This is a genomic window from Vibrio diazotrophicus, assembly GCF_038452265.1.
Classification (GTDB): Bacteria; Pseudomonadota; Gammaproteobacteria; order Enterobacterales; family Vibrionaceae; genus Vibrio; species Vibrio diazotrophicus.
Map to the genome: position 1 here is coordinate 476,523 of NZ_CP151842.1, position 12,151 is coordinate 488,673.

General features: G+C 44.6%; 11 protein-coding genes. 4 read left to right on the forward strand and 7 right to left on the reverse strand.

Going from position 1 to position 12,151, the window contains the following annotated elements:
- Window positions 1–18: 18 nt before the first annotated feature.
- The 4 genes from cpdA to parC all read left to right on the forward strand — a co-directional run bounded on the left by cpdA (window position 19) and on the right by parC (window position 5,847).
- Window positions 19–840 (forward strand): 3',5'-cyclic-AMP phosphodiesterase, encoded by an 822-nt coding sequence (gene cpdA / locus AAGA51_RS02255; RefSeq protein WP_042484556.1) that lies wholly within the window; start codon window positions 19–21, stop codon window positions 838–840.
- Window position 841: 1 nt separating this feature from the next.
- A complete protein-coding gene (gene yqiA / locus AAGA51_RS02260; protein ID WP_042484553.1) occupies window positions 842–1,429 on the forward strand; it encodes an esterase YqiA in 588 nt (195 codons plus the stop codon).
- Between the two features lie 254 nt (window positions 1,430–1,683).
- Window positions 1,684–3,564: a DNA topoisomerase IV subunit B gene (gene parE / locus AAGA51_RS02265; RefSeq protein ID WP_042484551.1), complete on the forward strand. Its 1,881-nt coding sequence runs from the start codon at window positions 1,684–1,686 to the stop codon at window positions 3,562–3,564.
- Between the two features lie 3 nt (window positions 3,565–3,567).
- Window positions 3,568–5,847 carry a DNA topoisomerase IV subunit A gene (gene parC / locus AAGA51_RS02270; RefSeq protein ID WP_042484549.1) on the forward strand — a complete coding sequence of 760 codons (2,280 nt, stop codon included), beginning with the start codon at window positions 3,568–3,570 and terminating at the stop codon, window positions 5,845–5,847.
- Window positions 5,848–5,922: 75 nt separating this feature from the next.
- On the opposite strand, the gene yacG is transcribed toward parC, so the two are convergent.
- The 7 genes from yacG to AAGA51_RS02305 form a co-directional block, all read right to left on the reverse strand.
- Window positions 5,923–6,126 carry a DNA gyrase inhibitor YacG gene (gene yacG / locus AAGA51_RS02275; protein ID WP_042484546.1) on the reverse strand — a complete coding sequence of 68 codons (204 nt, stop codon included), beginning with the start codon at window positions 6,124–6,126 and terminating at the stop codon, window positions 5,923–5,925.
- 45 nt (window positions 6,127–6,171) lie between these two features.
- Window positions 6,172–6,912, reverse strand: coding sequence for a cell division protein ZapD (gene zapD, locus AAGA51_RS02280; protein WP_042484545.1), 741 nt, complete (start codon window positions 6,910–6,912; stop codon window positions 6,172–6,174).
- A 31-nt stretch (window positions 6,913–6,943) separates the two neighbouring features.
- Window positions 6,944–7,552: a dephospho-CoA kinase gene (gene coaE / locus AAGA51_RS02285; protein WP_042484543.1), complete on the reverse strand. Its 609-nt coding sequence runs from the start codon at window positions 7,550–7,552 to the stop codon at window positions 6,944–6,946.
- Between the two features lie 3 nt (window positions 7,553–7,555).
- Entirely contained in the window at window positions 7,556–8,425 is an 870-nt protein-coding gene (locus AAGA51_RS02290) for a prepilin peptidase (RefSeq protein ID WP_042484541.1), read from the reverse strand.
- A gap of 79 nt (window positions 8,426–8,504) precedes the next feature.
- Entirely contained in the window at window positions 8,505–9,731 is a 1,227-nt protein-coding gene (locus AAGA51_RS02295; protein WP_042484537.1) for a type II secretion system F family protein, read from the reverse strand.
- An 18-nt stretch (window positions 9,732–9,749) separates the two neighbouring features.
- Window positions 9,750–11,438, reverse strand: coding sequence for a type IV-A pilus assembly ATPase PilB (gene pilB, locus AAGA51_RS02300; protein ID WP_042484535.1), 1,689 nt, complete (start codon window positions 11,436–11,438; stop codon window positions 9,750–9,752).
- Between the two features lie 10 nt (window positions 11,439–11,448).
- Window positions 11,449–11,910, reverse strand: coding sequence for a pilin (locus AAGA51_RS02305; RefSeq protein ID WP_042484533.1), 462 nt, complete (start codon window positions 11,908–11,910; stop codon window positions 11,449–11,451).
- Between the last annotated feature and the right edge of the window lie 241 nt (window positions 11,911–12,151).

The following is a 12,151-nucleotide window of genomic DNA, read 5'->3' on the forward strand; positions in this document are numbered from 1 at the left end:
TAGTTAGGTTTATCGAGTTTGAACGTGTCGCCCAGTATAGACAATCCAGATAGCATAAAGCTTGTACAGATAACGGATACTCACTTATTCGCGCCCGACGATGGCTGTTTACTTAGCGTAAATACCGCTGACAGTTTTCGCGCCGTGGTGAAAGAGATTTGTTCTCAGCAAGTTCAGTATGACGCCGTTCTCGCAACGGGCGATATTTCGCAAGATCATAGTGCTGAATCATATCAACGTTTTTCAGATAGCATTCAAATGCTGGAGAAAGACTGTTTTTGGCTGCCTGGAAATCATGACTACAAACCGAACATGGGCGCAGTGTTACCATCACCTCAGATTCGCACCGAGGAGCATGTGCTGCTTGGTGAGCACTGGCAAATGATATTGCTAGACTCGCAAGTTGTTGGTGTCCCTCACGGCCGTTTAAGCGATCACCAGTTGGCTCTGTTGGATGATAAATTGACTCAGTATCCTGATAGATACACCTTAGTGCTTTTGCATCATCATCCTTTACTGGTAGGCAGTGCTTGGCTTGACCAACATACATTGAAAGACAGTGAATCATTTTGGGAAGTTGTACAACGTCATTCCAATGTGAAAGCGGTTTTATGTGGTCATGTACACCAGAATATGGACAAAGAACATATGGGCGTGAGAGTCATGGCGACACCTTCGACCTGTATCCAGTTCAAACCTAACTCGAATGATTTTGCGTTAGATAAAACCTCACCAGGTTGGCGTGAACTGGAGTTATGTTCCGATGGCACAGTGAAGTCAGCAGTAAAACGCTTAGCAAATGGTGTGTTTCAGCCTGATTTTGATGCGAGCGGTTACTAATATGTCAAAGCGTCCATCTTTACTTCTTTATATTCATGGTTTTAACAGTTCACCTCTGTCGCATAAGGCGCAGGTCATGAGTGAGTACTGCAAGAATCATCGTCCTGACATCAAAGTGGTTGTTCCCAAATTGCCGAGCTTTCCTGCTCAGGCAGCGCATCATCTTTTGGATGTTGTAAATCAGTATAAAGATGATTATCAAATTGGCTTGGTAGGAAGTTCATTAGGTGGCTACTTTTCCACTTGGTTAAACGCAAAATTTGGCTTTCGTGCAGTGTTAGTCAATCCAGCTGTGAAACCTTTTGAGCTTTTAGCATCGTTTCTTGGTGAACAAGAGAATCCGTACACCCAAGAGCGTTACATTTTAGATGAGTCCCACATTCAAGAACTCATAGAGTTGGATATTCCAGAATTACATTCGCCTCAAGATTTTTGGCTACTGCAGCAAACGGAAGATGAAGTACTCGATTATCGTCAAGCTGTGGAAAAGTATGCAGATTCAAAACAGACGGTGGAAACAGGTGGCGACCACAGTTTTATTGATTTTGAACGTTATCCAGCCCAAATCATCAAATTCTTAGACTTATAGCCTTTTCATTGAGGTTAGAGTCATAATTTTGCTTGCCACTGACTGATGTCTCTTGACATCAGTCGTTCTCTTCCAGACTATGTTCCTCTTAGACTTTTCTCGTTTAGGTGTTAAAAAACACGTTAATTCTTAGCGTATTGTTATAAAAATAAAGCGTTAATAAACGAGATGTAAAGTTTCTAGGGTCTATTGAAGTTTCGAATATTTTTAGTCAACAGACCCTCCGTTATTTATCGATAAAAGCATTACATATTATGACTGAACAATATAATGCTGGAGCCATTGAAGTCCTTAATGGCTTAGAACCAGTGCGTCGCAGGCCTGGGATGTACACGGATACAACGCGCCCGAACCACCTTGGGCAAGAAGTTATCGACAACAGTGTCGATGAAGCGTTGGCCGGACATGCCACAAAGGTTCAGGTAATCCTTCACGCCGATCAATCATTAGAAGTGATTGATGATGGTCGAGGCATGCCTGTAGATATTCACCCAGAAGAAAAAATTTCTGGTGTCGAGCTTATCTTCTGTAAGCTTCATGCTGGCGGTAAGTTTTCGAACAAAAACTATCAATTCTCCGGTGGCCTTCACGGTGTCGGTATTTCAGTAGTAAACGCACTTTCAAAACGCGTTGAAGTTGCTGTACGTCGCGATGGTCAAATTTACGAAATTGCTTTCGAACACGGCAACAAAGTTTCCGATCTTACTGTGACTGGAACCTGTGGTCGTCGCAATCGTGGTACTAGCGTTCACTTCTGGCCTGAAAGTTCTTATTTCGATTACGCGAACTTTTCGGTGTCACGCTTAGTTAATAACTTGCGTGCCAAAGCGGTATTGTGTCCGGGTTTAGAAATCACTTTTAGCGATAAAGTCAACGATAAAGAGTACCGCTGGCTGTATGAAGATGGCTTAAAGGACTATTTAGTCGAAGGTGTTAAAGATTCGATTGTTCTACCTGAAGAACCATTCACTGGAGAATTTAAGGCTGAAACTGAAGCGGCAACTTGGGCGCTTATTTGGCTGCCTGAAGGTGGTGAGTTAATCACAGAGAGTTACGTTAACTTAATTCCGACCGCGCAAGGTGGTACTCACGTCAATGGTTTACGTCAAGGCTTACTCGAAGCAATGCGTGAGTTCTGTGAATTCCGTAATTTGCTGCCACGTGGCGTTAAGCTAACGGGTGAAGATGTATTTGACCGCTGTGCGTATGTTCTTTCGGTGAAAATGCAGGATCCGCAATTTGCAGGACAAACCAAAGAGCGTCTCTCTTCTCGTCAAACGGCCGCATTTGTTTCTGGTGTGGTGAAAGACTCGTTTAGTCTGTGGCTGAATGAAAAACCGCAACTTGCAGAACAGCTAGCAGAAGTGTGTATTGCGAATGCTCACAGCCGTATGCGTGCAAGTAAGAAAGTGGTCCGTAAGAAAGTGGCTTCTGGCCCGGCTCTACCGGGCAAACTCACCGACTGTTCAGTGCAAGACCTTAGCCGTACTGAAATCTTCTTCGTCGAAGGGGATTCTGCGGGTGGTAGTGCGAAGCAAGCTCGCGATCGCGAATTCCAAGCGGTTATGCCACTACGCGGTAAAATTCTTAATACTTGGGAAGTGTCTGCTGATCAGGTGCTAGCGTCTCAAGAAGTGCACGATATTTCTGTTGCTTTGGGCATTGACCCAGATAGTGATGACTTAAGCGGATTGCGTTACGGCAAGATCTGTATTCTTGCCGATGCGGACTCGGATGGTCTTCATATCGCAACTCTGCTTTGTGCTCTGTTTACCAAGCACTTCCAAGCACTGACCAAAGCGGGTCATATCTATGTTGCTATGCCTCCTCTTTACCGAATCGACTGTGGTAAAGAAGTGTTCTATGCGTTAGATGACGCAGAGAAAGATGGCATTTTGGAAAGACTAAGCCAGAAAAAAGCCAAAATTAACGTTCAGCGATTCAAAGGGTTGGGTGAGATGAACCCACTTCAATTGCGTGAAACAACCATGGATCCAAACACTCGTCGTTTAGTACAGCTCACGATTGATGATGAAACGGCAACGGATGAGATGTTGGACATGCTTTTAGGCAAGAAACGTGCGGATGACCGTCGTACTTGGCTACAAAGCAATGGCGATTTGGCTGAGGTGTAATGAATGAGTACTGAAATTAACTTCGAGGGTGTTGAACAACTTCCGATGCGCAAGTTTACGGAAGATGCTTACCTGAACTACTCGATGTACGTAATCATGGACCGTGCCTTGCCATACATTGGTGATGGTTTAAAGCCGGTCCAACGACGCATTATTTATGCAATGTCGGAGCTGGGGCTTTCGGCTGCGGCAAAATATAAAAAATCAGCACGTACCGTTGGTGACGTGTTGGGTAAATACCATCCGCACGGTGACTCTGCATGTTACGAAGCAATGGTATTGATGGCTCAGCCTTTCTCTTACCGCTACCCTCTGGTGGACGGTCAAGGTAACTGGGGTGCGCCGGATGATCCGAAATCTTTCGCGGCAATGCGTTATACAGAAGCAAAGCTATCTAAATTTGCTGAAGTTCTATTAGGCGAACTTGGCCAAGGTAACGTGGATTGGCAACCAAACTTTGATGGCACGATGAAAGAGCCACAAATGTTGCCCGCGCGTCTACCACATATTCTGCTAAACGGTGTTACTGGTATTGCCGTTGGTATGGCGACTGATATTCCGCCACACAACGTGCGCGAAATTGCAGAAGCAACTATTCATCTGATTGATAACCCGAAATCGGAACTGTCAGATGTGATGCAGTTTGTGAAAGGGCCGGATTATCCAACCGAAGCGGAAATTATTTCTCCTCAAGCTGAGTTGGAAAAAATCTATCGCACTGGTCGCGGCAGTATTAAAGCGCGTGCAATTTGGCACAAAGAAGGTTCTGATATCGTTATTTCGGCTCTGCCACATCAGGTTTCTGGTGCAAAACTTCTGGAGCAAATTGCCAACCAGATGCGTGCGAAGAAACTGCCTATGGTTGACGATCTACGAGATGAATCGGATCACGAAAACCCGACTCGAATCGTGATTGTTCCGCGTTCAAATCGTGTCGATTGCGATTTGCTGATGAGCCATCTGTTCGCTTCTACTGATTTAGAGAAAAGTTTCCGTGTAAACCTGAATATGATTGGTTTAGATAACCGTCCTCAGGTTAAAGGTCTAGTTAACATTCTTAATGAATGGATCGAATTCCGTCGCACTAGCGTTCGACGTCGTCTTCAATTCCGTCTTGATAAAGTCATGGCTCGTTTACACATCTTGGAAGGTTTGTTGGTTGCATACCTTAACCTTGATGAAGTGATCGAAATTATCCGTACTGAAGACGATCCGAAAGCAGTATTGATGGCTCGCTTTGGTATCACTGACATTCAAGCCGATGCGATTTTAGACACCAGACTTCGTAACTTAGCGAAACTGGAAGAGATGAAGATTCGCGGTGAGCAAGACGAGTTAGAGAAAGAACGTAAAAAACTGGAAGATCTTCTAGGCTCTGAACGCCGTCTGAATACATTGCTGAAAAAAGAGATCAAAGCGGATGCTGAGAAATACGGTGATGATCGCCGCTCACCATTAGTAGAGCGTGAAGAAGCGAAAGCGCTGACTGAACGTGACTTGATGCCTAGTGAACTAATCACTGTGGTTCTGTCAGAAAAAGGTTGGATTCGTCATGCGAAAGGTCATGACGTTGATGGCACCAGCTTAAGCTACAAATCAGGCGATGCTTACTTAGCTCAAGCAAGTGGTAAGAGTAACCAGCAAGCTGTGTTCTTTGGTAGTGATGGCCGTAGCTACTCGCTCGAGTCACATACCTTACCTTCAGCTCGTGGTCAGGGTGAACCGATTACAGGACGATTGAACGTTGCTGAAGGAACGACGATCCGTCAGGTTATTATGGGTGAAGAAGATCAGCTATGGCTGGTTGGCTCTGATGCCGGTTATGGTTTCGTCTGTAAGGGCACCGATCTGCTTTCGAAAAACCGCAGTGGTAAAGCTCTGGTGAACTTACCTGAAAACGCAGAGATTATGGAACCTCAAGCGGTCATCAACCTTGAAACTGATGAGATCCTAACCATTACCAACTTGGGACGAATGCTGTTGTTCCCAATTAAAGATTTGCCACAGTTAGGCAAAGGTAAAGGTAATAAGATCATCAATATTCCGGCTGCAAAAGCAAAATCTCGTGATGAAGTTGTGTCACATCTGATTGCGTTACCAAGTGGTGCTTCAGTTACTCTGTATGCTGGTAAGCGTAAGCTTGGTCTCAAACCGAGTGATTTAGATAACTTCCGAGGTGAACGTGGCCGTCGTGGTGGACTTCTGCCAAGAGGTTTGCAGCGCGTAACAGAGATCGAGATTGATACTTCAAATATAGAAGCGAGCTCGGAGTCCGAAGAGTAACGCTAACGTTGACGAGTATAAGTAAAAAAGCCCCGAAGATTCGGGGCTTTTTTGTGGTTCAAATTCAATATCGGATTAAGAGTTGTAGTCTTCTGTCCATCCGTCAGAGTCAGACATATCTGGTGCACCAGCAATGGCTTTTTCTTCATCAGCCCATTCACCAAAATCAATCATTTGGCATTTTTTACTACAAAAAGGGCGATAAGGACTTTGCTCATTCCATACAACTTCTTGCTTGCATTGGGGACATTTCACCACAGTAGGCTTTGGGGACGACATCTATATTTCCTATTAATGATGGTTTAGCTGCTAAGAAACGTTTAATCAGCAGCACACAGCAAGGTCAAAGGGTATCTCTTCAGAGCTGGCTTGCCCAGTTTTAAAGTCGATAAATTTAATCGCGAAACGATTTTTATGCCCAGAGATCATTGGGTACACACCATATTCGAGCGGAATGGATAGACGTAAAATATTGGCGTCTTCTGCGTCGCTTTGGAAAAATCCAGATTGAGCGACACGAGGTTTAAAGCTACCGGTTTCACGAGTCAGTTTGAGCCAAAGAGTTAACGCATCTAACAATGGTTTTAAGGTACTCATCCATTTGTTGGCGTCTTGAGACTTTTTCTCTGGTGATAGGTGAAGCCAGTAATGCAAAGCAGGAAGATCAAAACAGCATGAACCGCCGGGTAGGTTGAAACGCTGTCGGATGGCAGATAAGAAACGATCTTCTTTAAGTGACTGACCAAAACGATCAGCGCTCATTAGGTTGCGATGCACTTCATCCACTTCAGCAAGCAGTGTTGAAAGCATCTCTTGGTCTACACCGTCAACGTTTAACCAACTGCGATAAGTGAGGCGCTGTTTTTCGATATCTTTCGCCAGTTCACTCTTAAGTTGTATCTGCTCAAAAATTTCGAGTAGATCAAATAGAGAACGGAAAAATAACTGGTGCTGAATACTGTCAGCAAAGGCTGATGCTTTTTCCATCTGGTGCAGCAAAGCTTCAACTCGTAAGTAAATACGTGTTTTTTCATTCAGAGGGTGTTCAAACTTGTGTGTCGTCATCAGATTTGCCTTGCGTCCTTTCGGCTTATTCTCACAGATTTTTACGGCTGATGGCTAGGTACTTTTTGTGTAATTCTGTGATTTGAGGCAAAAGTTTCTGGTTTTTCGCGTCATTTTTAATCACATCGTCGGCAATGGCTAAACGTTGTTCACGACTGGCTTGTGCAGCTAAGATCGATTTTGCTTGTTCCATCGGCACCTTGTCTCGACTCATTGTCCTTTCAATTTGTGTTTCTTCATCGACATCCACAACTAAAACTCTGTCCGCCATATGCTGTAAATTGTTTTCCGTAAGTAACGGAACGACCAATAACGCATAAGGCGAAGTGACTCGTTGCAGGTCTCGCTCCATTTGTTGGCGAATCATTGGGTGAAGCAACTGATTAACCCATGTTTTTTCATCTTCATTGGCAAATATTCGTGTTCGAAGCTCAGCGCGGTTGAGTTCTCCCTCTGTCGTTAAGATCTCATCGCCAAAATGCTGATGGATGGCTTCGAGGCCGATACTGCCTTTTTCCACCACTTGTCGAGCAATCACGTCAGCATCAACGATTTCAATACCAAAGTGGTCGCGAAACATATTGGCGACAGTGGTCTTTCCGCTTGCGATGCCTCCGGTTAAGCCAATCACTAATGCCATCGTTTAGTACCCCAATAAGTAAGAGTAGTAGCTATCAATGATTTCGTGTCCCCAAAGCAGAGCTATCCATCCAGCAATGGCAATATAAGGTCCAAACGGGAAGGCTTTATCAATACCTTGTTTCTTTAATCGCAATTGAATAATACCGAACACCAGCCCGACAAGAGAAGAAAGCAAAATAATCAAAGGTAGTAGTTGCCACCCCAACCATGCTCCGAGCGCTGCGAGTAGCTTGAAATCACCGTATCCCATACCTTCTTTGCCAGTCGCAAGTTTAAATAGCCAATACACTGACCACAAAGCTAAGTAACCTGCGATAGCGCCTATCACCGCATCTTGAAGCGTAACAGGACTGATACCCAATAATGACAGTGATAATCCAGCCCAAAGTAAAGGCAGTGTCAACTGATCCGGTAGCAGCATGGTGTCTAAATCGATAAAAGTTGCTGCGATAAGGACATAGCTGAAAAACAACAAGGCAATAGTGAAGTAACTAAAGCCAAAATGTTGTGCGACAAGAAAGCTCATCGCTGCTGTAAGGAGCTCAATCAACGGGTAACGTGCACTGATGGGAGCCTGACAATGGGCACATTTACCACGTAATAGCAGCCAGCTAATCACGGGTACGTTATCAATAATGCGCAGTGGTGTTTGGCAACTCGGGCAAGTTGAGCGTGGTGTGCTAAGGGTCAGCTTGCCTTCTGGCGGTTGAATGTTGGATTCTGGAAAATAGTCCGTACATTCCTGACGCCATTCTCGCTCCATCATTTTCGGTAGCCGATAAATCACCACATTAAGAAAGCTGCCGATAATTAAACCAAGTACACAGGCAGATGCTACGAAAAGCCAAGGATAGTATTCAAAAATTTCCATTTGTTCGCTCATTTGCCGCAGTAAAAGGGAGGATATTGATTAAAAAACTAAGCGGTTGAATGCGTTAGTGATGGTTATATTACCCTAACACACTCATTAAGTTAAAGATTGGCAAGTACATTGCCACTACTAACCCGCCGACAACCACGCCAAGAAACACAATAATTAAAGGTTCGAGGATTTTCCCCAGATTATCGACGGTATTATCCACCTCAAATTCGTAGATCGAAGCAATTTTATTCAGCATGTCGTCGAGTTTCCCTGACTCCTCTCCGATCATTACCATTTGCAATACCATCTCAGGAAAAGCTTCCGTATTTCGCATCGCGATATACATAGGCATACCCGACGCGGTATCACGATGAACTTCATCTATGGCGTATTCAAAGTGGACATTGCCAGCGGTTTTAGCAGTGGTTTTTAAACTGGAGAGAATCGGAATACCCGCGCTGAAACTGGTTGCCAGTGTGCGGCTGAATTTGGCGATAGCGGCTTTGGCTAACACGCTGCCGATAACCGGACATTTTAATCCTAGGCGGCTGGTTTTTAGGCGAAACAGTGAGGATTTTTTCCTTGCAGCACGAAAGGCGACAACAGACGCAATGGTAACAACAAGAGCAACCAAGCTATAAGCTTGAACGCCGTGCGAAAGTTTTAAAACCTGCTGCGTAAACCAAGGGAGTTCAGCGCCAAAGCCACTGAACATGGCTTCAAACTCAGGTATCACCATGGTTAACATCAAGTACGAGACACTTAGGGCAACAAGCACAACCATCGCTGGGTAAATCAATGCTTTGATTACTTTTGCTCTTAGCTCTTCGCTTTTTTCGCGGTACGTGGCTAAACGTTCAAAAACTTCAGCTAAGTTTCCGGACTGTTCACCAGTCTGAATTAAGTCAACATACAAGGAATCAAAGTGGCTGCTGGTGTTACGCATAGCTTTTGAAATGGGAGTACCGGCTTCAACTCCTTTGGATATTTGAGTCAGAATCGATTTCATTTCTGGCTTACGGTGATTGTCACCAACCAGTTTCAGTGCTTGAACAATAGGAACTCCCGTCGTCAGCATGGTAGAAAGTTGGCGAGTGAGTATGGTGATATCGTTTCCCTTAACTCGGTGAAACAGTCGAGTAAAGAGTGGAGCACTGCTTTTCTTGAGCTTTTTGACTTTAATACTCTGTTCACTTAGTTTGTCTCGAACCTCGCTTTCCGTCAGCGCCAGAAGCTGACCAGACACTTTTTTACCTGTGCTGTTTATTCCGCTCCAACGAAAGCTACTGAGTTGAGGGCTAGAGTTCTTTTTCATATAAATACTCACTAATGATTAGAAATACAAAACACGTTGTAACTCGGCAAAACTGGTGACACCTTGCTTTAATTTCTGTACGCCTGAATCCAGCAAAGTGCTCATGCCATTGGCTTTAGCTATGGTTTCGATTTGCGCCACACTTGCCTTATTCATGACGGCTTCAGCAAGAGCTTCATTGAAAGCCATCACTTCATAGATTCCGACACGTCCAGAATATCCTCCGGTGCACTCGGTACAGCCTAAGTGGTTGGCTTGGTAAATGGTTTCGTCGGCTGACAAGTTAAACTGAGCTTGCAAGGTGACGGATGGCGTGGTGGCTATTTTGCAGTGGCTGCATAAACGACGAGCTAAACGCTGGGCGATGATTAAACTCAGAGACGAGGCGAGGTTGAAGGGTTCAACACCCATGTTGGCTAAACGTATGACGGTTTCGGCGGCAGAGTTGGTATGGAGTGTTGATAACACCAAGTGTCCTGTTTGAGCTGCTTTCACCGCTATTTCCGCAGTCTCGAGGTCTCGAATCTCACCCACCATCACCACATCTGGGTCTTGACGCAGAAAGGAACGTAGCGCATCAGAGAAGCCAAAACCTATCTTAGGTTGTACCTGCACCTGATTAACGCCAGAGAGGTTGATTTCTATCGGATCTTCTGCGGTGGAGATATTAATTTCGGAGGTATTGAGTATGCGTAGCCCTGTATAAAGAGAAACGGTTTTGCCGCTTCCTGTTGGACCTGTCATCAAGATCATGCCTTGCGGCTTTTTAAGGGCATATAAATAGTGCTGCTTTTGCACTTCGTCATAGCCGAGTTTGTCGATGTTGAGATTGGCAGCGCTGCTATCAAGCAGACGTAATACAATCTTCTCTCCCCATAAAGTTGGTAGCGATGAAACACGCATATCAATTGCAGTATCGCGATTTAAGCGAAGTTTAATTCGTCCGTCCTGTGGAAGTCGTCGTTCGGCAATATCCAGCTTTGAAAGTATTTTAATACGCGCTGCAAGCCGCCGACTGAGATGGCTCGCAGGGCGGTGAGTTTCGACTAAAATACCGTCACAACGCAGGCGAATACGATATACATCTTCATAGGGTTCAAAGTGAATATCGGAAGCCCCTTTGCGCACAGCATCAAGCAACACTTGGTTGATAAATCGGCTTACCGGTGATTCGTCTTTACTGAGATCCTCAATCGATTGCAGCTCATCATCAGAAAGTTGAACTAAGCTTGCCAGTTCATCTTGGCTGATCTCTTTGTTCTGCTTAGCTTCGTCGTTGATTGTTTTTCCATATAGGCGACGAATGGCGGCTTGCAATGATTTATGATCGGCGAGTGCCAGCTCGACGTTTAAGCCAGTTGTAAAGCGAAACTCATCTTCTACACTCGGGTGAGTGGGATCAGATACCGCCAGAAGCAGTTGGTTATTTTGGTTTTGGATAGGAAGGGCATTAAAGCGAGTGATCAGTTCTCGTAATCCAAGTTGCTGGCAGACATCAGCATAATCAAACTCACTAAGAGCCGTCACAGGCATTCGTAGCTGCTGACTTAAATGGTTCGCAAGATCGGATGATTCTATTATTCCAAGTTGGATCAAAGCTTCCGGCACACTAGCGCCAGAAGCTTCAATATGACTCACCACGCTGTGCTCATGCACCAAGCTCAATAGCTCCGCTTGGCGCAAAAGTGCGATAAGGTTGGTTATCATAGGCTATGGTTTACTGAGCATTACTTGCTTGATTAGCATTACCAGCCTTAGGACAACTTGTCGTTTTTATCACTTCATCACTTACCGCACACTTCCAACCAGCCTCAGCTTCTCGTGTATAGGTGATTTTTGTGTCTTTAGGTACAGCGGAACCTTCTTTGAAGGTGAATGTAAGCTTGTTGTCCGCTTCAACTTCAATTTTACCTAAAGGGCTCGTATCAGATTTAACCCCAAGATTCTTTAAAATTTCTGTCTCGCTATCTTTTTTAAACGAGCCTTTTTCCTGATACCAAAGCTCTGCTGAAGTGATTAGAGACTTCATTGTTGCCAGTGCCGTTGCCCCTTCAGATTTCTTTACGTAATCCTTATAGGCTGGAACTGCAATTGCAGAAAGTACGCCGATGATTGCAACCACAATCATCAATTCAATTAAGGTAAAACCTTTCTGTTTTTTAAGCTGATTTGTTTTCATTGCCTCTCTCCGTTTGTTTTGGCTATTCGGAGCAAGAGGTTATGTGCTTAGTTTGATATTTAGAACGACAGCAGTTCAGTTGCGCGAGTGATGAGATTTATTTATTGAACGACTTTCATCTCCTCAACAAAAGCTTTCGACCAGCTTCGCATTCGTTTGGAATGGAGTATCAAGAAGGAACGAAAAACCCGCCGAAGCGGGTCTTAAAATTGAAACAAATTTGGGCTCAAATCTGCTGATG